The 24,889-nt window shown below is 60.6% G+C and carries 29 protein-coding genes; 15 read left to right on the top strand and 14 right to left on the bottom strand.

What is annotated here, in order from left to right:
• The first annotated feature begins 20 nt into the window (after positions 1-20).
• From AC1DYF_RS01230 to AC1DYF_RS01215, 4 genes are all read left to right on the top strand, one after another.
• Complete coding sequence (locus AC1DYF_RS01230) at positions 21-263, top strand: hypothetical protein (RefSeq protein ID WP_477874398.1); 243 nt, start codon at positions 21-23, stop codon at positions 261-263.
• 284 nt (positions 264-547) lie between these two features.
• Entirely contained in the window at positions 548-1,384 is an 837-nt protein-coding gene (locus AC1DYF_RS01225; protein WP_477874396.1) for an AraC family transcriptional regulator, read from the top strand.
• Positions 1,385-1,582: 198 nt separating this feature from the next.
• Entirely contained in the window at positions 1,583-2,560 is a 978-nt protein-coding gene (locus tag AC1DYF_RS01220; RefSeq protein ID WP_477874394.1) for an isopenicillin N synthase family dioxygenase, read from the top strand.
• Between the two features lie 287 nt (positions 2,561-2,847).
• Positions 2,848-3,135, top strand: coding sequence for a DUF1883 domain-containing protein (locus AC1DYF_RS01215; RefSeq protein WP_477874392.1), 288 nt, complete (start codon positions 2,848-2,850; stop codon positions 3,133-3,135).
• A 25-nt stretch (positions 3,136-3,160) separates the two neighbouring features.
• Here AC1DYF_RS01215 and AC1DYF_RS01210 read toward each other — a convergent pair whose 3' ends face one another.
• Positions 3,161-3,475 carry a Dabb family protein gene (locus AC1DYF_RS01210; protein WP_477874390.1) on the bottom strand — a complete coding sequence of 105 codons (315 nt, stop codon included), beginning with the start codon at positions 3,473-3,475 and terminating at the stop codon, positions 3,161-3,163.
• Between the two features lie 172 nt (positions 3,476-3,647).
• On the opposite strand from AC1DYF_RS01210, the gene AC1DYF_RS01205 reads away from it, so the two are divergent.
• A complete protein-coding gene (locus tag AC1DYF_RS01205; protein ID WP_477874388.1) occupies positions 3,648-3,971 on the top strand; it encodes an MmcQ/YjbR family DNA-binding protein in 324 nt (107 codons plus the stop codon).
• Positions 3,972-3,973: 2 nt separating this feature from the next.
• On the opposite strand, the gene AC1DYF_RS01200 is transcribed toward AC1DYF_RS01205, so the two are convergent.
• The 5 genes from AC1DYF_RS01200 to AC1DYF_RS01180 form a co-directional block, all read right to left on the bottom strand.
• A complete protein-coding gene (locus tag AC1DYF_RS01200) occupies positions 3,974-5,026 on the bottom strand; it encodes a hypothetical protein (RefSeq protein WP_477874386.1) in 1,053 nt (350 codons plus the stop codon).
• 29 nt (positions 5,027-5,055) lie between these two features.
• The gene (locus AC1DYF_RS01195; protein ID WP_477874384.1) at positions 5,056-6,114 is read right to left on the bottom strand and encodes a hypothetical protein; all 1,059 of its coding nucleotides are present in this window, start codon (positions 6,112-6,114) and stop codon (positions 5,056-5,058) included.
• 221 nt (positions 6,115-6,335) lie between these two features.
• Positions 6,336-6,683 carry a DUF6717 family protein gene (locus AC1DYF_RS01190; protein WP_477874382.1) on the bottom strand — a complete coding sequence of 116 codons (348 nt, stop codon included), beginning with the start codon at positions 6,681-6,683 and terminating at the stop codon, positions 6,336-6,338.
• Between the two features lie 140 nt (positions 6,684-6,823).
• A complete protein-coding gene (locus AC1DYF_RS01185; RefSeq protein WP_477874565.1) occupies positions 6,824-7,558 on the bottom strand; it encodes an adenylate/guanylate cyclase domain-containing protein in 735 nt (244 codons plus the stop codon).
• A gap of 92 nt (positions 7,559-7,650) precedes the next feature.
• Complete coding sequence (locus AC1DYF_RS01180) at positions 7,651-8,109, bottom strand: YcgN family cysteine cluster protein (RefSeq protein ID WP_477874381.1); 459 nt, start codon at positions 8,107-8,109, stop codon at positions 7,651-7,653.
• Between the two features lie 135 nt (positions 8,110-8,244).
• Between AC1DYF_RS01180 and AC1DYF_RS01175 the strand changes: the two genes are divergently transcribed.
• Together AC1DYF_RS01175 and AC1DYF_RS01170 are read left to right on the top strand one after the other, a co-directional pair.
• Positions 8,245-8,616 carry an endonuclease domain-containing protein gene (locus AC1DYF_RS01175; protein WP_477874379.1) on the top strand — a complete coding sequence of 124 codons (372 nt, stop codon included), beginning with the start codon at positions 8,245-8,247 and terminating at the stop codon, positions 8,614-8,616.
• A gap of 229 nt (positions 8,617-8,845) precedes the next feature.
• Complete coding sequence (locus AC1DYF_RS01170) at positions 8,846-11,056, top strand: transglycosylase domain-containing protein (protein ID WP_477874377.1); 2,211 nt, start codon at positions 8,846-8,848, stop codon at positions 11,054-11,056.
• A gap of 97 nt (positions 11,057-11,153) precedes the next feature.
• On the opposite strand, the gene AC1DYF_RS01165 is transcribed toward AC1DYF_RS01170, so the two are convergent.
• Complete coding sequence (locus AC1DYF_RS01165) at positions 11,154-11,537, bottom strand: VOC family protein (protein ID WP_477874375.1); 384 nt, start codon at positions 11,535-11,537, stop codon at positions 11,154-11,156.
• Between the two features lie 284 nt (positions 11,538-11,821).
• Here AC1DYF_RS01165 and AC1DYF_RS01160 point away from each other — a divergent pair, with 284 nt between their 5' ends.
• Positions 11,822-12,469 carry a TVP38/TMEM64 family protein gene (locus tag AC1DYF_RS01160; protein WP_477874373.1) on the top strand — a complete coding sequence of 216 codons (648 nt, stop codon included), beginning with the start codon at positions 11,822-11,824 and terminating at the stop codon, positions 12,467-12,469.
• A 9-nt stretch (positions 12,470-12,478) separates the two neighbouring features.
• On the opposite strand, the gene AC1DYF_RS01155 is transcribed toward AC1DYF_RS01160, so the two are convergent.
• Positions 12,479-13,453: a flagellin N-terminal helical domain-containing protein gene (locus AC1DYF_RS01155; RefSeq protein ID WP_477874371.1), complete on the bottom strand. Its 975-nt coding sequence runs from the start codon at positions 13,451-13,453 to the stop codon at positions 12,479-12,481.
• A 344-nt stretch (positions 13,454-13,797) separates the two neighbouring features.
• Here AC1DYF_RS01155 and AC1DYF_RS01150 point away from each other — a divergent pair, with 344 nt between their 5' ends.
• Positions 13,798-14,838: a calcium-binding protein gene (locus AC1DYF_RS01150; protein WP_477874369.1), complete on the top strand. Its 1,041-nt coding sequence runs from the start codon at positions 13,798-13,800 to the stop codon at positions 14,836-14,838.
• Here the strand turns inward: AC1DYF_RS01150 and AC1DYF_RS01145 are convergent.
• Entirely contained in the window at positions 14,833-15,225 is a 393-nt protein-coding gene (locus tag AC1DYF_RS01145; protein ID WP_477874367.1) for a helix-turn-helix transcriptional regulator, read from the bottom strand. The genes AC1DYF_RS01150 and AC1DYF_RS01145 overlap by 6 nt on opposite strands.
• A gap of 519 nt (positions 15,226-15,744) precedes the next feature.
• On the opposite strand from AC1DYF_RS01145, the gene AC1DYF_RS01140 reads away from it, so the two are divergent.
• Positions 15,745-16,461: an AAA family ATPase gene (locus AC1DYF_RS01140; protein ID WP_477874365.1), complete on the top strand. Its 717-nt coding sequence runs from the start codon at positions 15,745-15,747 to the stop codon at positions 16,459-16,461.
• A 60-nt stretch (positions 16,462-16,521) separates the two neighbouring features.
• Complete coding sequence (locus tag AC1DYF_RS01135) at positions 16,522-17,190, top strand: spermine/spermidine synthase domain-containing protein (protein ID WP_477874363.1); 669 nt, start codon at positions 16,522-16,524, stop codon at positions 17,188-17,190.
• Between the two features lie 30 nt (positions 17,191-17,220).
• On the opposite strand, the gene AC1DYF_RS01130 is transcribed toward AC1DYF_RS01135, so the two are convergent.
• Positions 17,221-19,278: a calcium-binding protein gene (locus AC1DYF_RS01130; RefSeq protein WP_477874361.1), complete on the bottom strand. Its 2,058-nt coding sequence runs from the start codon at positions 19,276-19,278 to the stop codon at positions 17,221-17,223.
• Positions 19,279-19,571: 293 nt separating this feature from the next.
• Between AC1DYF_RS01130 and AC1DYF_RS01125 the strand changes: the two genes are divergently transcribed.
• Positions 19,572-20,153, top strand: a complete 582-nt coding sequence (locus tag AC1DYF_RS01125; protein WP_477874359.1) for a DUF1214 domain-containing protein — start codon at positions 19,572-19,574, stop codon at positions 20,151-20,153.
• Complete coding sequence (locus AC1DYF_RS01120; RefSeq protein ID WP_477874357.1) at positions 20,150-20,695, top strand: DUF1254 domain-containing protein; 546 nt, start codon at positions 20,150-20,152, stop codon at positions 20,693-20,695. The genes AC1DYF_RS01125 and AC1DYF_RS01120 overlap by 4 nt, the downstream gene beginning before the upstream one ends.
• Positions 20,696-21,049: 354 nt before the next feature.
• Here AC1DYF_RS01120 and AC1DYF_RS01115 read toward each other — a convergent pair whose 3' ends face one another.
• Positions 21,050-22,114 (bottom strand): M14 family metallopeptidase, encoded by a 1,065-nt coding sequence (locus tag AC1DYF_RS01115; protein WP_477874355.1) that lies wholly within the window; start codon positions 22,112-22,114, stop codon positions 21,050-21,052.
• Positions 22,115-22,235: 121 nt separating this feature from the next.
• On the opposite strand from AC1DYF_RS01115, the gene AC1DYF_RS01110 reads away from it, so the two are divergent.
• Positions 22,236-22,556: a YnfA family protein gene (locus tag AC1DYF_RS01110; RefSeq protein ID WP_477874353.1), complete on the top strand. Its 321-nt coding sequence runs from the start codon at positions 22,236-22,238 to the stop codon at positions 22,554-22,556.
• Positions 22,557-22,631: 75 nt separating this feature from the next.
• Here AC1DYF_RS01110 and AC1DYF_RS01105 read toward each other — a convergent pair whose 3' ends face one another.
• Complete coding sequence (locus AC1DYF_RS01105) at positions 22,632-22,802, bottom strand: hypothetical protein (RefSeq protein WP_477874351.1); 171 nt, start codon at positions 22,800-22,802, stop codon at positions 22,632-22,634.
• A 335-nt stretch (positions 22,803-23,137) separates the two neighbouring features.
• Between AC1DYF_RS01105 and AC1DYF_RS01100 the strand changes: the two genes are divergently transcribed.
• Positions 23,138-24,091 (top strand): DUF2336 domain-containing protein, encoded by a 954-nt coding sequence (locus tag AC1DYF_RS01100; RefSeq protein ID WP_477874349.1) that lies wholly within the window; start codon positions 23,138-23,140, stop codon positions 24,089-24,091.
• On the opposite strand, the gene AC1DYF_RS01095 is transcribed toward AC1DYF_RS01100, so the two are convergent.
• Positions 24,092-24,511 carry a type II toxin-antitoxin system VapC family toxin gene (locus AC1DYF_RS01095; RefSeq protein ID WP_477874347.1) on the bottom strand — a complete coding sequence of 140 codons (420 nt, stop codon included), beginning with the start codon at positions 24,509-24,511 and terminating at the stop codon, positions 24,092-24,094.
• Positions 24,511-24,756 carry a type II toxin-antitoxin system VapB family antitoxin gene (locus AC1DYF_RS01090; RefSeq protein WP_477874345.1) on the bottom strand — a complete coding sequence of 82 codons (246 nt, stop codon included), beginning with the start codon at positions 24,754-24,756 and terminating at the stop codon, positions 24,511-24,513. Before AC1DYF_RS01090 ends, AC1DYF_RS01095 begins: the two co-directional genes overlap by 1 nt.
• Between the last annotated feature and the right edge of the window lie 133 nt (positions 24,757-24,889).

The following is a 24,889-nucleotide window of genomic DNA, read 5'->3' as shown; positions in this document are numbered from 1 at the left end:
TTTTGAGAGGGATTTCGCTGGTGTTCAAATATGCATTCCTGATCGCCCTGGTTTTGCCTGCCGGCGCCTCGGCCGCGGACTATATCGTCCATCGGCACAATGGCGGGCTGCTTTGCCATTACGAGCAGTCAGGCGAGAGATATTGCGTACAGTCGCCGCCTTTGGAAAAGCTGATCTCCGATTGCGCCCGGGGCGTCGATTGCCATCACATGCAGAGCGGCCAGCACTATAGCGTCCAGCGCCCCACCCGGCTGCTCTACTGATCAAGCTCGGCTCACGCGAGCGGAAACAGCTTCTTTAACGACGTCTCGGAGATTGCCGCACGGGACGTCGCTGATATTATATCAGGCAGACGCGTAGTCTGCCGCGCAGGACCATTTTGCCAATTATTTGAGCAGTGACATTTTAACGCTGACGAGGATCGCGTCTGCGGCCACGAGTATTTTCCGTCCAAGAACGAAAAATCCTGATCCGAGCGCAAGAACGGTCAAGCGGCCCCTGTTTCACCGGGCTAATTCTCTCTCCGTCGGAACACGAAAGGCGACGCATGAACATCATCGAGAAAGCCATCTGGCAGGTTGAAAGCAATCTCCGCAGGCCGATGACACTCGACGGCATTGCCGGCTGTGCGGGCGTGACTGCGTCCTACATGACGCGCGCTTTCACCTCGGCCACCGGCCAATCGCTGATGCGCTACCAGCGGGCGCGGCGGCTTTCCGAAGCGGCGCGTGTGCTTGCGCTTGGTGTTCCCGACATCCTGGGCCTGGCACTCGATGCCGGCTATGGATCGCATGAAGCCTTCACGCGGGCGTTCCGCGAGCATTTCGGCGTGACGCCGGAAAGCGTGCGCGACGCCCGAAGCCACGAAAACCTTGACCTGACGGAGCCCCTGATCATGGACGCCACCCCCGACATCAAACTGGCCGAACCGAAAATCGAAGCTCGCAAATCCATCCTGCTCGCAGGGCTGGTGCAGACCTTCGCCACGAAGGACATCGGCGGCATTCCCTCGCTTTGGGAGAAATTCAACGCCTGGCATACCCATATCCAGAACGGCGTGGAGCACGCCGCCTATGGTGCCTCGCTTTCTTATAGCGAGGAGGATGGCTGCGAATATATGTGCGGAATCGAAGTCTCCAGTGCTGCCGACCTGCCTAGGGAATTGACGTCGCGCACTATCCCGGCTGCGACCTATGCGATGTTCCGCCAGCCCGGCCACATCACACTGATCCGGCCGACCATCGCGACGATCTGGATGACCTGGCTGCCGCAATCGGCCTATGTCGCCGACGAGAAGCCGATGATCGAATATTATGGCCGATCGTTCAATCCTGCGACCGGCGAAGGCGGTTTCGAGATCTGGATGCCGGTGAAGGCGAAGTGATCTTTCCAGAGGAGCGAGGTTTTGACAGCCCTCGCTTTGTTCGATCGTTCTTCATTGCCGCAACGGCCGGTCGATCATCGCGTTGCAATGTCGACCATTGCCCGGCCCTGCCCAATCACTCCGCACTTTATTCATCACGGCTGGACAAGCCGTTGCGGAGGCTGCACATTCTGCTCCGCCAGCATTCCGGAGCGTCTCATGTCCGCCTTCCCCATCTTCGATCTCGCCGCCTTCGAACAGGCTGACATGGAACAAAAGCAGCGAATGGGCCGAGAGGTGGACCACATCTGCCGCGAATCCGGCTTTCTCGCGATCAGGCATCACGGGATACCGGGCGACGTTATCGGTGGCATCTGGTCCCAGGCGCATGCCTTCTTCGATCTTGCGGCGACAGAAAAAGACAAGGTACGCGCGCCCTATCCCGGCTATCCCTATGGCTATCTCGGACCGGGTGCCGAGGCGCTCGCCAAATCGAAAGGCGTCGATTCGCCGCCCGACCTAAAAGAGAGTTTCAACGGAGGCCCGCTTTCCGTGCCGCCGGGGCTCGTGGATCAGGAGGCGCTATCCTTCTGCTATGCGGCAACGATCTGGCCGGATCAGCCGGGCGGCTTTCGCGCAGCCTGGGAAGCGTATTACACCGCCGTCACCGATCTCGCCGCACGTATCATGCGCGTCTTCGCCGTGGCGCTGGATCTGCCGGAGGATTATTTCCAATCCTTCATCAGTCAGCCAATCTCGGCACTCCGGGCGCTCAACTATCCCGAACTCGACGCGCCACCACCGGCAGGCCAATTGCGCGCCGGCGCTCATACCGACTATGGCAGTCTGACGATCCTGTTGCCGCAGCCGGGCTCCAAAGGCCTGGAGATCATGACGCCCGAAGGCGCCTGGCGCGAAGTTCCGCCGGTCGAGGGCGCTTTCGTCATCAATATCGGTGACCTGATGGCGCGTTGGACCAATGACCGCTGGGTGTCGACGCTGCACCGGGTCGTGAACGTCGCGCCCGAGGACGGTGGCCTGCTGCGGCGGCAATCACTGGCGTTCTTCCATCAGCCGGATTGGTTTGCAGAGATCGAGACGCTGCCGTCATGTCTGTCGGCGGGCGAGACATCGAAATATGAGCCGGTTCTGTCGGGGCCTTATCTCATGGGGAAGTTCAAAAAGACGGTGATGTGAAGAGAGCGAATAGTTGGTAGCCAGAGGATACAACTCGCCGTCCGCCTGCGTCTATTCTGTCGAACGATAACCAAAGCTATTCGCTACCCGCTATCGAACTGTTCCCCTGACCTCCCTCCCTGCTGTCACCGTGCTGCAATCGAAAGGAAAATTTCATATTCTCATTCCTATTATAGCGCAGGGCGCCGGCCGATGCCGGTACGACAGCGACTGGGCGTGCCTTCGCCCGGATAGGGTTTGCAGCACCGATGCAGATATTGCGGTGATCTTGGAGGTGAAGCGCTGAGATGTCGAATTTCGTACACGCACACCAGAATCTCGCGAAGGGCGACGTTGTCGTCGTGCAGTGTTCGCATCAGTGCAACGTCTTTTTGCTCGACGACCAGAATTTCAATCTCTACCGTCAGCGGCAGAAATGCACGTATTATGGCGGTTTCTTCAAGGCCTTCCCGGCGAAGCTGGGCGTACCTGCCAGCGGCCATTGGAACGTGGTGATTGATCTCGCCGGCAGGCAGGCGGAGATCACGCATTCGATCAGCTATCTCAGGCAGACGGCCGCGCAGCCGGCGAAATAAAGCCAGCTGTCATTTCGCCGCGCATCTATTCCGCGAGCGGCTCCGTCACGGCAGCGACCACGTCATAATCCGCCGCCATGCGTATCTCCCGCAGGGGCCGTACGATCTCGATCGAGCGCTGGTAGCTCGGATGGGCCTTATAGGCATCGAGCGCCGCTTCATTGTCGAATTCGCCATAGACGACCAGGTCGACCTGGGTGCCGAGCTGGTCGGTGCGCAAATTCTCGCCGATTTCCAGCCGGCTCGCATGCGGGATTGCCGTAAGAACCGACAGCCCCGCCCGCACCCGCTGCAGATCATCGCGATTGCGGACGGAAAAGAAGACGATATGGCGGATCATGCGGCACCTCGGACGAAACCCTTTTCGCCGCGCGTAGCATGTTGCAACGCACATGATCAATGGTCCAAAGCCGGGGATCATCGACATGCCGCCGACAGCCATTTCCGATCGTCGATTTCCTCTTGCAGCGTCGTTCGAGGCCACCGATAGTGCCGTCTCAGGAGAACGGCCGATGACGCATGACGAATTCGCAGCCTTGGCGCTCTCGCTCTCTGATGTCGAGGAAGGCGCCCATTTCGGCAAGCGCGATTTTCGCGCCGGCGGCAAGGTGTTTGCCAGCCTCCCCTCTCCGACCACTGCGAATATCGGGTTCACACCGGACCAGCAGCAGTTGATGCGGGAAGTGCACGGGCAGCTCTACGCGCCGCTGGCGAAATCCTGGGGTGCACGCGGCTGGACAGCGCTCGACCTGAGGCGCGCGGATGTGGAGATCGTGCTCTCCGCGCTGACGATGGCACGCGACAATGTTTTGGCAAAGAAGAAGAAAAAGGCCTGAGACTACTGCTCGCCGACCAGCGGCGTCAGATCCTCGTCATCGCGATAATAGCCGGCAACCGACAGAATATGCGCGCGCACCCTGTCCGGCAGGTCCCGCCCGCGGCCGGCGACACCCTGGTTGATGCGCTTGGATTTGCCGGCGCTCTTATCTTCGAGGGCCGCCGTGATCAACGCTGAGTTGCCGAAGCCGACAAAGTCGGCGATGCGGGCCGCGAGCGCTGCCTTGTCGCCAAGGAAATCCTCATCATAGGAAATCCACAGCGGCTTGATGAAGCCGACCTCGGCACATTTTCGCCAGCTGACATAGAATTGCACCAGCCAGGGCGCGAACCGCTCTGCAAGGATCATCAGCCGGTCGGCGCGGTCGCGGCGCTCGAAATTCGACGGCATCGCGTCAGCGAAATAGCCGTGATCGACGGAGCCGGCGCGCGCGCGCCATTCCAGGACCATGTCATCAAGGCTGATCACCGTGTCGAACAGGTTGCGATAGGTGACGATCGGCCGGACATTGTAGATGCTGAGCAGTTGCGCGAGATAGGGCGAGCAGCGGCTGTGATGCTGGGCGATATAGCCGCGACCGTTCAGGCCGGCGCGGATCAGCGCCAGTTCGTCCGGCTCCTGCTCGCGCAGTGCCGAGCCGTGCAGCGCCGCCGAACCCCAGTCGAGCGTGCCGGCAAACAGGCAGGCGGTCGGCAGGCTGAGCGCGCGGGTGAGCGCCGCATGCAGAAAGGTCGAGGCCGATTTCGGCGCGCAGGCGATCAGGATATTGGGTTGCTGCGTATGCCGGATCGTCAGCTTGGCGCGCATGATATATTCGCCGAACGTGTCGACCGAGACCGAAAGTTTTTCCGCCGTGGCGTCATCGACCTTGGGCAGGAAGAACGGATTGGCAAAGGCAAGCTGCGAGGCCACGTGCAGGGCTCGTTCGGGTGGGAAGCCGCCGATGAAGGCACTGCCCTTGGCCATCATGTCGGCGTGGTCGGTATTGCGCGACAGCCATTGCATGACCGGCACGATCATGTTTTCCAAATCCTCGCCCGCACCTGGCTGCATCGCAATCCCCTTATTCCGCGACGAAACGCTTATTCGCCGATGATCGGCGTCAGGTCCTCGTCATCGCGATAGGCGTTGGCCACCGACAAAACCATGTCGCGCACGGCATCCGGCACGTCGCGGCCACGGCCGGCGACACCCTTGTTGAGGCGCTTTTCGCTGGCGCCGGACTTGTCTTCGAAAGCGGCGGCGAGCCGCATGACCATGACCGGATCGAGGCCGAGATGGTCGACAATACGCCGTGCGAGCACCACCTTGTCGCCGAGGAAATCATTCTCATAGGAGATCCAGAGCGGACGGGTGAGGCCCACCTGCTCGCATTTACGCCAGCTAATGTAGAATTGCACGAACCAGGCAGCGTAGCGCTGGGCGAGCATCATCAACCGGTCATCGCGATCGCGAAGATGGTAATTTCCCGGCATCGCATCGTTGAAATAGTGGCCGACCGCCTGCGCCGGCGTCTTGCGCCATTCCATCGCCATATCATCCATGCTGACGAGAATATCGAACAGGTTGCGATAGGTGACGATCGCACGAACGTTATAGGTATTGAGGAGCCGTGCCACATAGGGCGAGCAGCGGCTATGATGCTGCGCCACGTAGCCACGCTGGTTGAGGCCATTGCGCAGCAGAGCCAGTTCCTCCGGTTCCTGTTCACGCAGGTTGCCACCGAGTGCGGAGCCGGAATGGGCTGAGAAGGTGGCCGTATGCAGACCGGCTCCGGGCAGCGCCAAACCGACACGCAGCGCGTTCTGGATAAACGTCGAGGCCGATTTCGGCATGCAGGCGACGAGGATATTGGTCTGCGGCGCGCGCGCGGCTGTCAGCTTCGCCCGCATCAGGATTTCCGCCAGGATTTCCAGATTGACGGAAAGTTCCTTGGCATTCTCTGCCGGAATATCGGCCATGAAGAAGGGATTGGCAAAGGTCAGCGCCGATGCGACCTCCAAACCGCGCTGTGGCGGAAAGCGAAAGAGGAATTCGTGGCAGAGCGCACCCAGCTCCCGGGGGTCCGAGATCAGCGATATCTTGCGCATGAACGGCCCGATTTCGCGATCCAGATCCTCTTTGCGTGCGAGATTGTCCATCTAAAGCTCCACTATCCCTTTGTCAGCGGAAAGCTATAGGTTGAAGCTTTCGTGGGACTGATGCTTGAGGCAATGTGGGGGGCTCCCCAGGGCGACATGTCTGGGAAACGTGAGGGATTCCGGACGGAACAGCATTGGGGCGGCGGCGTACAATGAAATTGATCAGGTCTTGATTTCGAGCGTCTCGACTCGCTGGGGATTTTCCATGCAGCCGGCCAATATCAGTCTTGCCTGGCCTTCACCTGCACGTAGATATTTGCCGGCGGCGTGTCGAAATAGCGAAGCAACGCCGGGCAGAGCCAGCCTTCGGCATCGAGTTCGGTGGAATAATAGACATTGCCGCTGGTTTCCGGGCGCCGCCAATCCAGCTTGAACTGATGGCCGGGAAACGGCCCGGCGGAGAAGACCATCGTGAAGCCTGCCTTCGCGTTCGGGATATGGGCCACGACGCGATCGATCATCGTGTCGGCGCCGCCGACGAAAGGCTCGGCTTCCAGGCCGACGCGGGGATCGTCGAAGACCCACATGCCGAGATGCCGGTAGGGTGCAATGACATTGATGGCGTTCATGGGAAACCTGTCGCGACGAACAGTTGCAGACGCCTAGCAGCTCCGGGGGACCATGTCGAGACGCGGGCGGCAGGCTCCGCGCCGGCCTTCGACGGGCCAATCCATCTTACTTACGCCGCGCATGGCAATGCCGGGTGCATTCATGCTGTCAGGACGCAGGCTTCGACAGGTTGTTCTATACCCTTCAAGCGAAGCGCGCGACGCGAAGCGGCGGACAGGATTTCGGGCGCCTGCCGCGCAGCCTCGCTCGATACAATGACCTCACCCGGAGACGCCTGGGATTCCAGCCGGGCAGCTAGGTTAACGGCGCCGCCAATTGCGGTGAAATCACTGTGGAAACTCGAAAATTCCCCAATCTCGACCTGACCGGTATGAACGCCGACGCCGACACCCTGAAGGTCGTCCTGCGATGTGCTTTCGAAAGCCTCGCTGCAACGCCGCTGAATGTCGAGCGCCGCCCGCACAGCCGCGGCCGCGTGGCGCTCGATGCGGATCGGGAAATTGAAGATCGCCATCAGGCCATCGCCCATCTGTTTGTTGACGATGCCGTTTTCCGCCCAGATCGCTTGCGCGCACTGGTCGTGGAAGAGATTGACGACGCGACTGACGGCCGCCGCGTCAGCCCGTTCGGAAAACCGGGTATAACCGCGAATGTCAGCAAAGAGTATGGTGGCCTCGGCGGTAATCTGCTGCTTTTTCTTCACGTAGCGGAACGACCGCTCGCAAATCGTGCAGATATTCGGATTCATCTTGCTGCGGCGGATGCCGAACGCCCGAAATGGCCACGCCAACGGCCCCTTGATGGGGATCGGCATGTGCATCTGGTCCCAGCAGCCAAGGCAGATGAGTGCATTTTCACGCGCGACGGACGACATTTTCGATCTCCCGTGACCCGGGTGAAATCCAGCCTGAAAGCCGAGTGTGTCCCTTTCGGCCGCCTCGCGCAATAGTGATTACGATGAGCGCCTTATGCCGCTCCCTCATAAGGCCAGTCGACCTCGTAATCCTCATAGTCATCCCAGGGCACGTCTTCCTCGCTGACCGTCCGGTCGCGTACGGAAATGCCGGCCGCGTGCACGGTGTCGGGATCGCCCGAGACGAGCGGGTGCCACCAGTAGAGGTCGCGGCCCTCCTGCACCAGCCGATAGCCGCAGGTGGGCGGCAGCCAGCTCAGCCGCTCGACCTCCTCAACGGTCAGCCGGATGCAGTCCGGTACATGTTTTTGCCGGTTGGGATAGTCCGCACAACGACAGCTCTCGGGATCGAGCATCTTGCAACGGATATTGGTGAAGACGATTTCTCCGGTGTCTTCATATTCGAGCTTGTTGAGGCAGCAGCGGCCGCAGCCGTCGCACAGGCTCTCCCACTCCGCATCGTTCATCTCGCGGAGCGTCTTGGTCTTCCAGAAGGGAGGCTCTTCCTGCATTTTCTTTCCGTCGCCGGTTTGAACGGTTCAGATAGTGGAGTATGAAAGAGATTTGAAGCGGTATTCGGACGATGTGGTCGGAATTGCATATGGCAGAAGCGGCGATGATGGCGATGGGCCTGGATTTACTAGCTTATGGCTCACTTTGATGTGCCCACCCTCAATCGCACAAATGCGAAGCGTATGCGTCATACACTCACCGACGCTGAGCTAAAGCTATGGAACGAACTACGAGCCCACCGATTGATGGGGTTGAGTTTCAGGCGGCAAATGCCGATTGACGGCTACATTGTTGACTTTGCCTGTCCGGAGCACAAGCTTGTTATCGAGGTCGACGGTTCCCAGCATGGCAACGACGCAGAAGTCGCGTACGACCGGATTAGGACAGAACAGCTCAGCGCTCTTGGCTGGACGGTGTTCCGCGTCTGGAACGGCGACGTTCTAGAGAATATCGATGATGTTTGCGACGGCATCATTCGAGTGATCGGCGTGGACGCTTTTGAATGAGTGCCGTTATGAATCCGCAACGTTTCCGCCAATGGCTACCCCCCTCTGCCCTGCCGGGCATCTCCCCCTCAAGGGGGGAGATTGGCAAGGGGCGCCCTCACCGCCCTATCAGCAACGTCGAGATAGGCGCGACCGGCTGCGACGAGTCGATCTCCCCCCTTGAGGGGGAGATGTCCGGCAGGGCAGAGGGGGGTGAGCGGCACTTACATCGGCCTGAGGGACCCGCGAAATGACCGATTCCAACCCGCAGGATTCGATTCCACCTGAGACTGGCGCCACCAAAAAATCCCCCACCCCGCGCTTGAAAAAACATTTCTTCCTGCGCCTCGACGCCTGGCTCGATTCCACCCTCTGGAATGCCGGCTTCGCGTTCGTCGACGCCTGGGAGGAGATCACTATCTTCTTCCGCAAATTCCGGGTGAAAGGTTGGAAGCGGATTGTCTTTGAATTGCTCGGCGAAGGCCTGACCTGGGGTTCTGTCGGCATGGTGGCGATGTTGGCGCTCGCCAAGCCGACCTTCGAGATGATCAAGGAGGACTGGCGCACCAAGCAGGACTATGCCGTCACCTTCCTCGACCGCTATGGCAACTATATCGGCTCGCGCGGCCCCAACCATGCCGATTCCGTGCCGATCGACGACATGCCCGATTATCTGATCAAGGCGCTGATCTCAACCGAGGACCGGCGCTTCTTCGACCATTTCGGCATCGACTTCCTCGGGCTGATCCGTGCGCTTTCCACCAATGCGCAGGCCGGTGGTGTGGTGCAGGGCGGCTCGACGCTGACGCAGCAGTTGGCCAAGAACCTCTTCCTCTCCAACGAGCGCTCGATCGACCGCAAGATCAAGGAAGTGTTCCTGGCGCTCTGGCTCGAAGCCAATTTCACCAAGAAGCAGATCCTCTCCATGTATCTCGACCGCGCCTATATGGGCGGCGGCACGTTTGGCGTGGCGGCGGCGGCGCGGTTCTATTTCGGCAAGGAAGTGCCGGACCTGACGCTGGCGGAATCGGCGATGCTCGCCGGGCTGTTCAAGGCGCCGACCAAATATGCGCCGCATATCAACCTACCGTCGGCGCGGGCGCGCGCCAATGAGGTGCTGACCAACCTCGTCCAGGGCGGGCTGATGACCGAAGGCGAAGTAATCGAGGCGCGTCGGCACCCGGCCACCGTCGTCGACCGCAACCAGAGGGAATCGCCGGACTATTTCCTCGACTGGGCCTATGACGAGACGCTGAGGATCGCCAAGGCGCGGCATTTCCCCACCCATACCGTCGTCGTGCACACCACGGTCGACATGGGCATCCAGCGCGCCGCCGAAGAGGCGATCGAGACGTCGCTCAGGCAATATGGCGAGACCTTCCGCGTCAAGCAGGGCGCGGTGGTGGCGATCGAAAACGGCGGCGCCGTGCGCGCCATCGTCGGTGGCCGCGACTATGGCGAAAACCAGTTCAACCGCGCCACCAAGGCGCTACGCCAGCCAGGTTCCTCCTTCAAGATCTACACCTATTCCTTGGCGATGGAGGAAGGGCTGACGCCCGACACGCCGATCGTCGACGCGCCGATCTCCTGGGGCAATTGGAGCCCGCATAATTACGGCGACCACTATGCCGGCCGTATCGACATCAAGACGGCGCTGGCGCATTCGATCAACACCATTCCGGTGCGCCTCGCCAAGGAAAAACTTGGGCCGCATCCGATCGACGACATCATCGCCGAAGCGAAGAAATTCGGCGTCGAAACGCCGATCCGCAAGGACGTGACCATCCCGATCGGCACATCTGAAGTCACCGTCATGGACCAGGCCACGGCCTATGCCGTCTTCCCGGCCGGCGGCGTGCAGTCGCGCCGCCACGGCATCGAAGAAATCACCGATTACGACGGCAAGATGCTCTATAATTTCAACCGCGACGAGCCGGCGCCGAAACGGGTCCTGTCCTCGAAAGCGGAAAACTACATGCTGCAGATGCTGACGCGCGTGCCCTATGTCGGCACGGCGCGCAAGGCGGCCGTCGACGGCGTGCTGACCGGCGGCAAGACAGGCACGACACAGGCCTATCGCGACGCGTGGTTCTGCGGCTTCACCGGCAATTTCACCGCCGTTGTCTGGTTCGGCAACGACGATTATACGTCGTCCAACAACATGACGGGCGGCTCGCTGCCGGCCATGGCCTTCAAGCTGCTGATGGATTACGCCCACCAGGGCATTACGCTAAAACCCCTCCCCGGCTTCACCAATCCGGCTCCCGACGAGGACCCGAAGATTGCCGCCGAAGAGGCCAAGCGCCGTGCGGAAGAGGCCAAGAACAACCCTCAGCAGCCGGCCTTCGTCCGCCCGCGCATGCTGACGGGCGCTTCGACGAAGGTATTGGAGGAAATCGGAGAACGGCTGAAGCAGGCAACGCCACTCAAGCCGCCGGAGAAAATGGCCGAGGCGGAGTGAGGCGTGGCCTGGCGGTTGTCGCTCGCGGTATCGACGCGGAGATGATCACCGGCCTCAGTCCCTCGATCGCTGACCGCTTTGCATGGTAGGCCAGAAGTCACCGCCCGGCGGGTTGGAACAGTTCGACCAAATTGCCGGAGGGATCGACAATCAGGATTTGCGAACCGCCCGGTCCCTTGACGATATCATTGCGAAACGTCACCCCGGCGGCGCGCAGCCGCTCCACCTCCGCAGCCAGATCCTCGGCAGTGAGATGAATGCGATTCCAGCCGCCGGGTCGCGGCTGCTCGCCGTCCGGCATTGGCCGGCCCGCCGAGCTCGCCGGTCCGCTCAGCAGCAGCCTCAACGCGCCCCGCTGCACATCCGCAAAAGCTGGTGCATAGCTCGACAAAAGCGAAAATCCGAGATGGGTCGTGTACCAGGCGACGGCGGCTTCGACGTCATCGACCATGTAGCGCACATTCACTAGATCTCCTGACATCTCTCCCTCCCATGTCAACCCGCGCGATCGATGACGGCACGCTTCACGGCCTCAACCGTTTGCGCAACTGTAAACCAATTTTAGGTGGGGGTGGACTCAAAACGGTCGCAGCGGCCGAGTGAGGTCGCCGTCATTCTGGCTCGCGCCAGCCAAGAACTTCCATATGTCGGATTGAATTTCGACACAAAGACAGCCAAAAGGCTCAAGCAAAATCGTGGCCGCGGCTCCAGGGAGCGTCGATGACAGGAAGAAGTTTGCTGGCGCTTGTGGCGGTCGTCCTGATCGTGCTGGCCGCCGTGTTTCTGCATGGCGCCGTCAACCTCGATGACCTGAAGCGGAATTTTGCCGTGGTTGCCGCATGGAAGGAAGGTTCGCCGGTCGAGGTGGCGCTCGGCCTGTTCCTGAGCTACGCCCTCGTCGCGGTGCTGCCGCTGCCGTTCGCCGCGATCCTAACGATTGCTGCAGGTGCGATATTCGGCGTGGTCGAGGGTACTATCCTTGTTTCCTTTTCGTCGAGTATTGCCGCGACTGTCGCCTTCCTGGCGTCGCGATATCTTTTCCGTGAGAGCGTGCAATCGCGTTTCGGTCAACGGCTGGAAGTCGTCAACCGCGGCGTTGCGCGCGATGGGATCTTCTATCTGTTCACGCTCCGGCTTATTCCGGTTTTTCCGTTTTTTCTCATCAATCTGCTGATGGGGCTCGCGCCCATCAAAGCGAGGACGTTCTACTGGGTCAGCCAGTTGGGCATGCTGCCGCTGGCGATCATCTATGTGAATGCAGGCACGCAGCTGGCGCGACTGCAACGCGTCAGCGATGTCATGTCGCCCGAGCTTCTGGCCTCGCTTTCATTGCTCGCCGTCTTTCCGTGGATGGCGAAGCTCGCGATCGAGTTCTGGCGGCGGCGTGCGGGTCGTCCGGATCCCGCGCCTTGATGCTCAAACCTACCGGAACAAGGCCAGCACATTGTCCGCATTGCCGTTAGCGATCGACAGCGCCTGAACCCCGAGTTGCTCTTGGACCTGCAATGCCTTGAGCTTGGTCGACTCCTGGTTCATGTCGGCGTCCTTCAGGCGACCGATGCCGCGGCTGGTGGCGTCGCGGAGGTCCTGCAGGAATTTGCCCTGCATGTCGATGCCTGAGGCGAGAGAGCCGAGATGGGCAGCAGCCGACTGCATCTGCTGCAGCATGAATTCAGTGCCGGTGATCATCGTGTCGATCTCCTGGTTGGTGGTCGTTGCCGACACGCCCATCTCACGCCCCGAGGGCCAGGGATCCTTGCCGAGCATGAATACCCAGTTCGGGATCGATACGTCCCAGCCGCTTGCGGCCGCTGGCTGTGTCAGGATGCCATACATGCCCGCGCTGGTATCGTCGATCAGCCGGTTCGGCGTGCCGAAGCCGCCATCGTTGAGCGTGCTGTAGGTCTGCGACATCACTTGCACGCTGCCGTCGCCGTGGCGGACGAAACCGGTGACGAGTTCGCGATCCGGCTCATTGGCGCCGTCCGCGGTCAGCAGCCAGTTCTGGCCGTTGAAATTGGCGCTCTCGGCGATCGAACGGATCTGGTTGCGCAGTTCGACCATCTCGGCATTGATCTTGTCACGATCGACACCGGGCTCGCGCGCCGCCACCAGCTTCTGCTTGAACTTGTCCATCACCTGGATGGCATTGTTCATGCCGGTATAGGCGACGTCGACGGTGGCCGCACCCAGATTGAGCGCATCCTGAACGGCGCCGGTGGCCTGGTCGTCGGACTTCATCGTCGTGGCGATCGACCAATAGGCAGCATTGTCCGCAGCCGTGTTGACGCGATAGCCGGTTGCGATGCGCGACTGGGTGGAGGTGAGGTTCTGGTCGATGCCGCGCAGCGTGCTGAGCGCGGCAATCGCCGACCTGTTGGTGATGATACTAACCATGAAACGGAACCTACGAGATACAGATGGTTACCGGGATAGATTTCGGATTTACAGAATAGTAAGCATGGCCATTATTCGGGCGTTAGCCTTAAAATAGGTTTAAATCCGGCAATTGAACTTGAAAATTAGCAAGTGTAACTATTCACCACGATCGTAGAAGAGATCGAAATTTTGCGAAGACCGAGAGCAGGTCCGGGGGCCTGCTAAACGCAGCACAAGGCTCCGTGCCATGTCATCCGCCTTTCGCTCCTGCGTTCCGGGCGAATAAACCTAGCTTGTCGCGCGTCATTAGCCCGCGCATCGCACCCGGGGACTGGCGCAAGAATGTAACGAGGGAAAATTTCATGACACTGCAGATCGCCACCGGAAATCATATCCAGCAGGTCACCCTATATGAGCTCGGTTACTATGACAGCCTCTATGTGACGCAAGGGGCTGTGGTCGCCAATAGCGAGGATATCGGCGCGACCAGCGCCGTGACCGCGAATGGCAGCGATCAGTCGATCGTGGTCAATGGCGAGGTGATTGCCCACGGCCCGACGCTGTGGATCAGTCAGCAGCATGACACCGATGGGAACGAAAACATCGAGATCGGTGCCACGGGCGAGGTTTACTCGCAGGCTTCTGCCGGCATCCGAGTCGAGAGCAATGCCGCCACGATCACCAACAGCGGCTCGATCGCCGGTCACGCAGGCATCTTCATCGAGTCACAGTTGGCCGGAGGGCTTTCCGAGGTGGTCAACCGCGGCACGATCGACGTGGCCAACAATCCGTTTGAAATTTCCGGTCCCGAAGCCTTCTCGCTGAACAATAAGGGACGGATCACTGGCGGTAATTCGATCTCCTTCTACGGCTTCATGGAAACTAGCGGCGTGACGATCCGCAACAGCGGCACGATGGAAGGCGCCATCATCTTCGGTGGCGCCGCCGACACCTATGATGGCCGCGGCGGCACGATCGACAGCCAGGTGCATGGATTCGGCGGTGACGACACCCTGATCGGCGGCGCGGGCACGGAGCAACTCGTCGGAGGCGTGGGACATGACGTGCTGACCGGCGGTGGCGGCGCGGACGATTTCATCTACAACATCACGCTCGACAGCACGACGGCAGCGTCCGGCGAGGACCTGATCACCGATTTCTCGCACAAGCAACACGACCAGATCGATCTCCACGGCATGGACGCCGTGACCGGGAACGTTACCAACGATGCTTTCCACTTTATCGGCCAACACGCCTTCGACGGTTCGGCCGGCGAACTGCGTTACGTTTTCAAGGGCGGCCATACCTTCGTGCTCGGCGACACAGATGGCGACAAGCAAGCGGATTTCAGCATCGAACTTGCCGATCATGTGACGCTGGCGAAAGGCGACTTCATCCTATGAAGCGCCGCACCGGGCGACTGGCAGGCGGCTAAAGCCTTTCAGGCCCGAGAGCAGTACCGCCAGCTTGGCCTGTCGGCGCGTGCCGGTCTTTGCCATGATGCGCTTGAGATAGGTCCGGATGGTCTGGATCGAGAGCCCCAGCGCCTCGGCGGCCGCTTCCGCGGAGGCGCCGCTCGCGAGGTATCGAGCGAGTTTGGCTTCCGCCGGTGTCAGATCGAAGAGGCCGGAGAGCACCCGCATGTCGACCTGCCCCACCTCCCCGCCAGACGGCTCCTGCACCACATAGCCTGCCGACCATTTCAGGCCGTTGGGATAGAGGAAGGCATTATAGACGGGGTCGGTAGCCAGTTCCTCGGCGCTCATGATGTCGGTGTCGCGCGAGAACATGCCCGGCACTTTTTCAGCGCCCGTGCTGGCCGGACATTCTGGAAGCGGACGTCGCTGTGCGAAAAGGCTTCGAACAGTTGCTGCACATTGGGGGGCCGACACCCTGCGGTGAGTCGCGCCGACGCCGAGTGAGGAAACTGCGACCGAATAGACATCAACTTCCGTGGCGAGCGCGATGCAAATCTCCCGCCACAGGTCGGGGATGACGACTGCCTCGTAGATATGATCCACAAGGGAATCAGATGTCGGCATGTTCCAAACGCAAAAATAGTATCAGCCGTGAAACTATCGTTGTATGGTTTGGGTGAGTCAAAGCATCCGGGGGCGATATAGTTGGACCCGGCTGCGATTATATCGCGAAGAATTCGAATTCATGTATCGCGTGCGGATTTGGCCACACGAGAATTGAAAAACAACAATTTTTCTCGCAAGCCCCGCGAAACAGTCGCAGTCTATTCTGACAAGCAGGCAGTTTTGTCCGCCATCGTGGCGGGCGCCAGACGGGGGGACTAGGACTACATGCCGGTAATCACGATTGCCAATACCAAGGGCGGGGCGGGCAAGACCACGGCGGCCGCACTGCTCGCGGTCGAGCTGGCGCAATGCGGCTACAAGGTAACGGTGTTCGACAGCGACCCCCAGGGCTGGTTCAGCCAATGGTATGATGTGGCCAGGCCGCGCGGCGCGATTTCACTGGTTACGCGCGTGACACCGGCCTCGCTCGAAACCCAGATACGGGAAATGAACCCGCAGACCGACTATTTCATCATCGACCTCGCCGGCGAGCGCAACCAGTTGACGGCGGCGGCCCTAGCCTTCTCCTCGCATGTGCTGATCCCGGTGCAGGGCGCGGGCATGGACGCCAAGGGTGCAGCCAAGATTCTCGACCTGATCACCCAGATCAAGGACGAAACCGGCTATGCGATCCCGCATTCGGTGCTGCTCTCACGCGTCAACCCAATGGTCACCACCCACTCGCTGCTCAAGGTCAAAGGCCTGCTCGCCCAGCGTGGCGTCAACACGCTCGGCACGCCGATCGTCGAGCGTGGCGCCTACCGCGAAATGTTCGACAGCGGCACGACGCTCTACGACATGGACCCGGTGAAAACCTCCAATCTCGACCGGGCGCAGGCCAATGCCCGCGAATTCGCCGCCGAAATCATGCGGCTTCTGCCGGCGCGGGTGATCTCGACGCCGCGGCGGAAAGGCCCGTTCGGCTGGGGCCGCGTGGCCTGACGCTGGCATTTTCATTGAGAAACGAATAACTACGCCTCCGACCATATCGGAGGCGTTTTCATGTTGCCCTGGATCCAGATCGACACGGCGAAAATCCCTGGCGGCGAGGAATTGCGGCTCAAGCGGCGCGGCAGGGAATGGTCGATCATGCTCGGCAGCAACGAATTGATGAACAGCCGGCTGAGTGGTTCGGAGGAGGCGCTCGCTGGGCTGTCGATCGAAAAGATCGCTGGCAGGGCAACGCAACGTATCCTGATCGGCGGGCTCGGCATGGGGTTTACACTGAGGGCAGCGCTGTCGCTCGCCGTTCCGACGACGGAGATTACCGTGGCCGAACTGGTGCCGGCCGTGGTCGCCTGGGCCAAAGGGCCGATGGCGGAACTGCATGGTGGCTCGCTCGACGATATCAGGGTGAAAATCGTCGAGGACGATGTCGCCGCGATGATCGCTGCTGCGCGGCAAGCTTATGACGCCATCCTGCTTGACGTCGACAACGGCCCCGACGGGTTGAGCCGGCCGGGCAATGACGGGCTCTATTCGTTGAAGGGGCTAACGGAGGCGCGTGCGGCGCTCGCGCCCGGCGGCGTGCTGGCGGTGTGGTCGGCGCATCCCGACCCGGCATTCACTCGCAGGCTGAGGCAGGCCGGCTTCGCGGTCGAGGAGAAGCCTGTGCGCGCCCGTGCCAAATCCGGCGCCCGGCACATGATATGGCTGGGGGTCAGGCCTTGAGAATTTTGTTGCGCTCAGTAGCGCACATGCTCAGATGTCGAAATTGCCCTTGACGATGTGGCCAAAGAATTCCGGTCCATAGGGAGTTTCGTCACCCAGTTTGGTAACGAACCAACTATTGGTGTCGTTGGTATAGGTCGTGACCTCCTGGCCGTTTTCCACCACATGGATCTTGGTGTCGGGAGCCATCAGGTAATAACCATGGTCGCTGTCGACGGTCAGTTCGTTCGTCACGATCTGCTTGATGCCGATGGGGGTGAGATCGATCGTATCGCTCGCCGAAATGTCGGCGAAGTCGAAGCGCGCCGTGATGCCCTTATGGTCGAGCACTTGCGACGGGTCGACGCCGGGAGCAATGGCGATCCTCACCGTATCTGTGCCGCCGCCGGTATCGACCACGATCGCCTGCTTGCTCAGGTGGTTGACGGTGATCGTGATCTTGTCGGCATTGTTGGTCAGGTCGAAATTCGAGAACTGATTGAGCGTCAGCGACACGTTGCCGGCGATATTGCCCGTCAGCTGCAGCTTCTCGACATTCTTGACGTTGAACGTGCCGGCCATGCCCACGACCAGCGTATCGGTGCCGCCGTTCCCGGCCTCGACGATCTGATCGGTGCCGCCACCGGCAGCCGGGCTCCCGCTGCCCGGCGACGGATCGGGCTTTTCGCTGACGAGGTAATACGTGTCGTTGCCCGTGCCGCCCGCCAGAACGTCGTGGCCGGCGCCGCCCGTCAGCTTGTCATTGCCCGCGCCGCCGTCGAGATTGTCGTTGCCGTTGCCGCCGTAGAGCGTGTCGTTGCCGCCGCCGCCGCTGATCTTGTCGTCGTCATTGCCGCCGTTCAGCGTATCGGCCCCGTCACCGCCGGTGATCTTGTCATTGCCATCGCTGCCGAAAATGCTGTCGCCATCGTCGCCGGCGACGAGCGTGTCGTTGCCGGTGCCGCCATCGAGCTTGTTGTGGCCCGGGCCGCCAAAGAGCCAGTCATTGCCGCTCTCGCCGAACAGCGTATCGTTGTCGCTGCCGCCATAGAGGCGGTCATTGCCGATGCCGCCGTGAAGCGTGTCATTGCCGGCATTGCCGACGAGCAGATCGTCGCCCTGATCGCCCCACAGAATATTCTCGGCGGAATCGCTGATCAGCATGTCGTCATCGTTCTGGTGGCCATCATAGCTGGTGCCGTCGCCATGCAGCTCCGTCACTTCGGGGATGACATAGAGGACCTCCTCGATATGCCCAGCCGTGAGGTTGAAATGCTTTTCGAGCGAGAGGATCGCCGGCTGCAGTTCGTCGGCGATATCGCCGCTGCCGAGTGCGTTGCCCGCCTTGGCGTTGCTGCTCGCATGCGGATGGGTCTGCTCGTAGAACTGGATGGCGTCGCGATGCGCCTGGTAGTCGATCGCGACCTCACGGGCTTCATCGAAGCCGACATGCTTCGGATCGTTGTAGAGCTCGAACAGGTCGGACTGGATGTAGCGGCGCTGTGCCGTGGCCTGTCCGCCGCCGATTGATTCGGAGCCGTCATTGCTTTGGTAGCGGATGTCGTACCATGCCTCGAAACGGTCGTTGTCGACCAGCATGGCCTGCACGATGTTGCTGACGTCGATGTTCTCGAAGGCCAGTGAAAATACGACGGCCCGCTCTTCGGAATATGGGATGTTGGCATCCGAGGCAGTGAGTTCGCTCTCGAAAAAAGCGGTCGCGTCCATCCCGTCCAGCGCCGCCTGCATCTTCGCGAGCGAGGCAAATGCAAAATGGCCACCGACTTCGTGATTGGCCAGGACCTGGTCCAGCGCCTGGCGCAATGCGGCGTTGGAACTATAGGGGATACTCGGATTCACCGCGTCCCAGAGATCTGTGACCAAAGTCCTGTCGCTGCTGATGTCGACAATCTGCGAGACGATCTCCCGGAAGTCGTTGAAATCGGCATTGCCGAAATACACCAAATCCAGAAATGTGCCGATGGTCGCGTCGTCCAAGTAATTCAGGTAGGGCTGCTTTGACGCGCCCCAGACATCCGACATCACCTCGAAGCGGAAATCCCTGTATTCCTTGCCTTGATTAAGCGTGTCGTATTTGATGTTGGTCATGCCGCACTCCCCGCTCTCTGTTCCGGCCGGCGCCGGCAGGGGCGCGACGGATCTTCAGCTTTGGAACCATGCTACAGAATTGTTATGCCACCGGATAGCACCATCATGGCAAGCTCATGAAGTTTGTCGGCCACGATGAAGTAACGATGCTGAACTCTATGTGAACGGCTAAGTGCGGCGATCTATTCTCGGCCGGAACACTCATCGCTGCAAAACCCTGCGCGGCCATTCCCCCGCCCGAAAATCAATGCTAACCCTCGTCGCACAGACCAACGAGGTTGCTTGCCCGATCGATGTTCCGCCTGCCCTTTCTTGTCGCGCTCGCGCTGATCACTGCTTTCGGCCTCGGCATCGGCTCGACCGTCAAGATGCTCGACGCCTCGGCGGGTTTCGGCGCGATCAAGCTCGGGCCCTGGGTAGCGTTTCCCGAGGCGCAGATGCCGGATGCCGATCCTTATGCGAAATCGCATCGCGCCCGCGCCGGCAAGCTCCTGCTCGGCTCTGCCGAAGGGCTAATTTTTCATGCCGGCGCCGACCAGGATGGCAAGCCGCTATCGTCCTATTGCACCTATGAAATGCGCGGCCAGACGCCACTCGCCCGCTTCTGGACGCTCTACACCGCCAATACCGCCGACGAGGTGCTCGATCCCGGCCCTGAACTGCCATCGGCCTTCAATGCCTGGAATGTGTTGCGGCAATCCGACGGCACGTTCAGCGTCGTGATCTCGCCTTCGCCGCAGCCGGGCAATTGGCTGGCCGTCAAGCGTGGCCGCCCCTTCCGACTGGTGCTGTCGCTGCTCGACACGCCGACCGCCGGATCGAACGGCGTGCTCGAAATCGACATGCCGACGCTCCGGAAAGTGAGCTGCTCATGATCCGCATGGCGCTGTTTGCGATCCTGACGGGGCTCGTCGGTGCGGCGGTGCTGCATATCATCATCATCCTGTCGCTGCCCGCCTTTACCGGGCTCGACGCCTATACACGGCTGTTGAACGAGGATGCTCAGAACCGTTTCGTGCTGTTCGACGCGAAAAAGGATGCCGCCGGCTTCAACAACGGCGATCCCTATCTGCGCGTCGCGGCCTGCATGTTTTCGGTCGATGACAAGCCGGTGCATCTGACCGCCGGCAGCGGCGTGCCGCTCTGGTCGTTCACCGTCTACGATTCAGCCAACAATGAAGTGTTCAGCATGAACGACCGCTCGGCGGCGGGCGGCGAGCTCGACGCGATCATCGCCTCGCCGCAGCAGCTCGCCGGCATTCGCAAGGCCGATCCGGACGTGATCTCTGAGAGCGTGCTGGTTGAGATGCCGCGTCCGGAGGGCTATATCGTGCTGCGCGCACTGGCGCCGACGCCGAGCTTGGAGGAGGACGTCGAGAACTTCCTCTCCGATGCCGATTGCGAGAGCTACGAGTAGGCAGGAACCAGGGCGACCAAATCCTGGTGGATCGCTCCCCAGGCCCGCCGGACGGTAGGGTCTATCCGGCGCGCCATACCTGTGGGGAGGTGAGGAACGACCCGGGGAGTAACCACGGGACCGGGCGAAGATTCCGTGGCAGATCATCGCAGGATAGATGAAGTTTATCCTCAATGATCCTTTGTAGCAAATCAGTTACGCCTCGAGCTTTTTAGAACTATCGCAATGACGGGATAATGCCTCGACAGCTTTCTCGCCAAGCGGAGGAGCCGAATACGCCTCCCGAGGCCCTGATTGCGTTTGTTCCGGGCTATTACGACTGGGATGGATGCTGCCAAAGCGACCTTCAATCGCTCAAACCTCTAGCCCGCCGCCTGGCTTCCGCGCCGCATGCGACAATTCCCGGCTGGCAATCTTCATCAGATTGTCGGTCGGGCGCACGAAGCGGTGCTGGACGCGGGTGACAATATAGCCGTCGCAAGGCGCGGTGACGACGATATCCTTGGACGGGTCGCCCGGTACGGGCGCCACAGTGGCCAGCGGGTCGCCGGTCTTCACCCATTCGCCGACGTCCTTCTCGAACAGCAACGCGCCGAAGACCGGGGAATTGACCATTTGCACATAATCGAGGCCGGCGGCGGCTCCGATGAAGGGTTCATTACGCGAGGGCGTTCCCGCGACCACGCTGCGACGCTTGAGGAAGGAGAGGATGCCTTCGGCGTCGCGTTTCGCGATCTCGGGATAGACGTCGCGCAGGCCGCGGAATTCCATGGTCAGCGACAGGCGGCCATCGTACCAGTTCTTGCGGTCGCCGAGCGTGCCATGCTGCCAGGCATAGGTGACCGCATCCTCGAAAGCGGCGCTGCTGCCGTCGGAGAGCAGGACGGCGCCGAGGCCGAAGCTTTCGGCTAGGTCTATCGAGGACGGCCAGTAGAGCTCGTGCAGGTAGGAATAAATCACCGATTCATCGTCGCAATGCAGGTCGAGGACGAGATCGGCCTTGACGGCCATCGACAGCAGGTGGCGCTTGAGGTTTTCGGTGGCCAGGCGGCTATGCGGATTGTCGGTCAGGCCGGCGCATTCATCGAGCGGCACGAGCGGGAAATCGCGATTGAAGTTGACACGGCTGCCTTGTTCGAAACGGCCCTGCAGTTCATCGTAGAGATATTGTGCCGCGCCGATCGGATTGGCCTTCGGCACGATGGTGATGTCGCCGAGGATTTCGCCCCTGCGCTCTGCCTCTTCCAGCATCGGGACGGCATAGTGAAGCGCTACGACGCCCGGCAGTTCCGACGCGTGCAGTGCCGCCTGCATATAGACCTTCGGCGCGGAGGAATCCTTGCCCACGAAACGCAACACCGGCAGGCGCCACTCCACGCCTGGCGTGTCGCCGGCGATGACGATCTCGGATTTCTGCATGATACTCTCCCGTCTCTCAAGTCTTTGCGGCAACCTAGCCCGGATCGGAGAACGGCGTCCATACGCGTTTACGACAAATTCTACGTTTGTGCAATTTTGCAGGGGAGTGTAACGTAAGGCTGTGGCTTACCTGATCTATTGCGCTGCGGCGCTCTGCGAAATCGCCGGCTGTTTCAGTTTCTGGGCTTGGCTGAGACTTGGCAAATCGCCGTGGTGGGTGGCGCCGGGCGTGGTGTCGCTGGCGCTGTTTGCCTGGCTGTTGACGTTGATCCCGAGCGGGGCTGCGGGACGAGCCTATGCGGCCTATGGCGGCGTCTATATCGCGGCGTCAATTCTATGGTTGTGGATCGTAGAGGGTCAGCGGCCGGACCGCTTCGACATGGCCGGTGCACTCGTGTGCCTCGCGGGCACTGCGATCATCCTCTTTCCGGCCCGAAGCTAGCAGGTACCGGGGTCCGCGAGGACCGGATCGCGAAACGGTCTGCCGGCGGAGGCAGCCGATCTTCGTCAGGCGGGCTCAGTTCTTCTTGCGCTTGCCGCCGCTCGACCGCTTCTGCGGATGATCGTCGGCACCCGACCAGCGTTCATAACGCACGCCGGTAAACAGGAGTATCCGGGCCTCGCATGGCTCGTTGCGCCGTTTGGGCAGTTTGGCGAGCCTTTCTTCCAGTCTAATTACGTCTGCCATTCTCATCTCCATTGAACTGGATTGAGACGGATGAACTTGAGAAAAATCTCATCCTGCCGTTTCCGGCAGGCGCTTCCGAAACCCTAGGGTTCAGGAGGATTGCGCCTTTCTCCTTTCCTCAGCCGTCTCCCAGACCATACAACGCGTGAGAGGGGCTATCTGTTACGCATGAAACAGGGTGGACTGCGAATATTAACGCACCCTTATGCTCTGTGATCAGATCATGTCATAGTTAACACCATCTTAAGAGATTGCCTATAATTTTCAGGGCAAGCGGTTTTGCGTGTTCCGGGTGCCTCGTGTCTGATCGTTTTCGAGAATTGGAAAGCCCGTCCATGGTGCGGACAAAGGATGTGGTGCTGATGGCGACAGTGTCGTCCTACGAGGGTATGAGCCAACCGGGCCGCCACGAGCTCCGGCAGTTTTCCGAGCTGTTCGAACCGCTCTACAAGGCCTCGAGCCCGGAGGCGCGACGCAACGCGGTGGCGGCGCTGGCGCGCTCGCCCGTGCTGCCGCAGGCGGTGGCTATGTTCGTCGGCAGCCAGCCGATCGAGATCGCTGCCCTCTTCCTCACCCGGTCGCCCGCGATCGACGATGAGACGCTGATCACCATCGCCAGGCGTCAAGGCCCCGCACATGCAAGGGCGATTGCGGCACGCGAAAACCTCAGCGTCAAGGTGGTCGACGCACTGGTGTCGCTGCATCACGGCAATGCCGGTACACGGGCACCGATCGAAGAAGCTCTGCCCGTCGCTCCCGCTCCGCCCAAAGACCGCGAGGAGGATGTCCGCCAGCAACTCCGATCGCTGGTCGAGCGCGAGACCATTGCCCATGCAGAGGACAGGAATGAAGCCCGTGCGGAAATGCATTCCGCTTTGCTTATTCGTTTCGCCCGGCTGCGCCAGGTGCGTGATTTCTCCTATCTCTTGTCGAATATGCTCGGCTCCAGCCAGTGGTTGTCGAACCGCATCCTGCTCGACATATCTGGCCTGCAGCTTGCCACGGCGCTGATTGCGCTCGATATCGAGGCTCCGGACGGCGTTTTCGTGCTCAAGCAGTTCTACCCGCATCTGGATGCGACCAGCGGCAATGTCGGACGCGCCGAAGCGCTGTGGCACGGCCTGGACGCCGACGATTGCATCGACCGGTTGACGGCCTGGATCCGCGCCGATGATTACACCCAGGGCAAGGTACCAGAGCAGGACGCCGCCAATGCCAACCGCCCTGCCCCCGCGCTCCCGGCGCAGCGGCCCAGCTTCGGCCATATGCGTGGCATCGCGCGGCGCTGATCAGCCGAGATCGGTGAAGACGAAATCGTTGCCCTTGTAGAGCAAGCCGGTGCCGAGGGATTTCGCGGCGGCGTAGGAGAAGCAGTCGCCGAGATTGAGGGCGGCCTTGTGACCTGCGACTTTGCCGAAGATTTGAGCGGCCACCACCGCACCTCGACCGATCGCAGATGAAATAGCAATCTCCTCTGCGGCGATATCTTCGATGAAAGAGTCAAACGCGGACTCCGTCTCGATGATAGCGCGCGGATCGGTTCTGCCGCCCTTTGCCATTTGATAAATGCGCGCAAGGGCCAGGGTTGCCTCGTAGCGCGTGACCGCGCTGAAATAGAGCGTTTCTGCCGCTCGTACCTTTGCGAGTTGCTCTTCCCAATCCGTCTCTTTTCCCAAAATGGCGACAATGATCGAGGCATCCAGAAACATCAAATATCGCCGCTCAGTTCATCGCTGAACTTCTTCATATCGAAACCCGGGTCACGCGGACCGAGCGCTGCAAGCCGCTTGTGCAGTTCCTTGACACGCTCGATCAACGGCACTTCCGCTTTTGCCGCCGCGATTTCCTTCTTCAGCGCGTTACGCACGGCTTCAGTTTTGGTCGGAGTGTTTCTAAGCCGCTGGACCTCTGCAACCAGCCGGTCGACCTCGGGGCCACGGATATAGAGCGCCATTGTATATCTCCTTTGGCTAAAGAGTATATACTCGTTTCAGCGAGCCAAGACAATGTCCTGCCCGTCACATATGAAAAAGCCGGCAACGACGCAGGGATGTCGTTGCCGGCTCCGGCTGGAGGCCTTAGGGAGG

The sequence above is a fragment of the Rhizobium sp. P2_G9 genome (genome assembly GCF_056403475.1).
Note: the sequence above shows the minus strand (reverse complement) of the source record. Positions and strands in the feature narration are given on the sequence as shown.

Bases quoted from the DNA above. Each gene is read 5' to 3' on its own strand.
- AC1DYF_RS01135 (WP_477874363.1), top strand. From the start codon at position 16,522: ATGTTGCCCTGGATCCAGATCGACACGGCGAAAATCCCTGGCGGCGAG.
- AC1DYF_RS01205 (WP_477874388.1), top strand. From the start codon at position 3,648: ATGACGCATGACGAATTCGCAGCCTTGGCGCTCTCGCTCTCTGATGTC.
- AC1DYF_RS01215 (WP_477874392.1), top strand. From the start codon at position 2,848: ATGTCGAATTTCGTACACGCACACCAGAATCTCGCGAAGGGCGACGTT.
- AC1DYF_RS01155 (WP_477874371.1), bottom strand. From the start codon at position 13,453: ATGGTTAGTATCATCACCAACAGGTCGGCGATTGCCGCGCTCAGCACG.
- AC1DYF_RS01115 (WP_477874355.1), bottom strand. From the start codon at position 22,114: ATGCAGAAATCCGAGATCGTCATCGCCGGCGACACGCCAGGCGTGGAG.
- AC1DYF_RS01095 (WP_477874347.1), bottom strand. From the start codon at position 24,511: ATGTTTCTGGATGCCTCGATCATTGTCGCCATTTTGGGAAAAGAGACG.
- AC1DYF_RS01170 (WP_477874377.1), top strand. From the start codon at position 8,846: ATGACCGATTCCAACCCGCAGGATTCGATTCCACCTGAGACTGGCGCC.
- AC1DYF_RS01150 (WP_477874369.1), top strand. From the start codon at position 13,798: ATGACACTGCAGATCGCCACCGGAAATCATATCCAGCAGGTCACCCTA.
- AC1DYF_RS01210 (WP_477874390.1), bottom strand. From the start codon at position 3,475: ATGATCCGCCATATCGTCTTCTTTTCCGTCCGCAATCGCGATGATCTG.
- AC1DYF_RS01100 (WP_477874349.1), top strand. From the start codon at position 23,138: ATGGTGCGGACAAAGGATGTGGTGCTGATGGCGACAGTGTCGTCCTAC.
- AC1DYF_RS01220 (WP_477874394.1), top strand. From the start codon at position 1,583: ATGTCCGCCTTCCCCATCTTCGATCTCGCCGCCTTCGAACAGGCTGAC.
- AC1DYF_RS01145 (WP_477874367.1), bottom strand. From the start codon at position 15,225: ATGTTCTCGCGCGACACCGACATCATGAGCGCCGAGGAACTGGCTACC.
- AC1DYF_RS01200 (WP_477874386.1), bottom strand. From the start codon at position 5,026: ATGCAGCCAGGTGCGGGCGAGGATTTGGAAAACATGATCGTGCCGGTC.
- AC1DYF_RS01185 (WP_477874565.1), bottom strand. From the start codon at position 7,558: ATGTCGTCCGTCGCGCGTGAAAATGCACTCATCTGCCTTGGCTGCTGG.
- AC1DYF_RS01165 (WP_477874375.1), bottom strand. From the start codon at position 11,537: ATGTCAGGAGATCTAGTGAATGTGCGCTACATGGTCGATGACGTCGAA.
- AC1DYF_RS01195 (WP_477874384.1), bottom strand. From the start codon at position 6,114: ATGGACAATCTCGCACGCAAAGAGGATCTGGATCGCGAAATCGGGCCG.
- AC1DYF_RS01175 (WP_477874379.1), top strand. From the start codon at position 8,245: ATGGCTCACTTTGATGTGCCCACCCTCAATCGCACAAATGCGAAGCGT.
- AC1DYF_RS01180 (WP_477874381.1), bottom strand. From the start codon at position 8,109: ATGCAGGAAGAGCCTCCCTTCTGGAAGACCAAGACGCTCCGCGAGATG.
- AC1DYF_RS01090 (WP_477874345.1), bottom strand. From the start codon at position 24,756: ATGGCGCTCTATATCCGTGGCCCCGAGGTCGACCGGCTGGTTGCAGAG.
- AC1DYF_RS01140 (WP_477874365.1), top strand. From the start codon at position 15,745: ATGCCGGTAATCACGATTGCCAATACCAAGGGCGGGGCGGGCAAGACC.
- AC1DYF_RS01105 (WP_477874351.1), bottom strand. From the start codon at position 22,802: ATGGCAGACGTAATTAGACTGGAAGAAAGGCTCGCCAAACTGCCCAAA.
- AC1DYF_RS01190 (WP_477874382.1), bottom strand. From the start codon at position 6,683: ATGAACGCCATCAATGTCATTGCACCCTACCGGCATCTCGGCATGTGG.
- AC1DYF_RS01120 (WP_477874357.1), top strand. From the start codon at position 20,150: ATGATCCGCATGGCGCTGTTTGCGATCCTGACGGGGCTCGTCGGTGCG.
- AC1DYF_RS01125 (WP_477874359.1), top strand. From the start codon at position 19,572: ATGTTCCGCCTGCCCTTTCTTGTCGCGCTCGCGCTGATCACTGCTTTC.
- AC1DYF_RS01130 (WP_477874361.1), bottom strand. From the start codon at position 19,278: ATGACCAACATCAAATACGACACGCTTAATCAAGGCAAGGAATACAGG.
- AC1DYF_RS01225 (WP_477874396.1), top strand. From the start codon at position 548: ATGAACATCATCGAGAAAGCCATCTGGCAGGTTGAAAGCAATCTCCGC.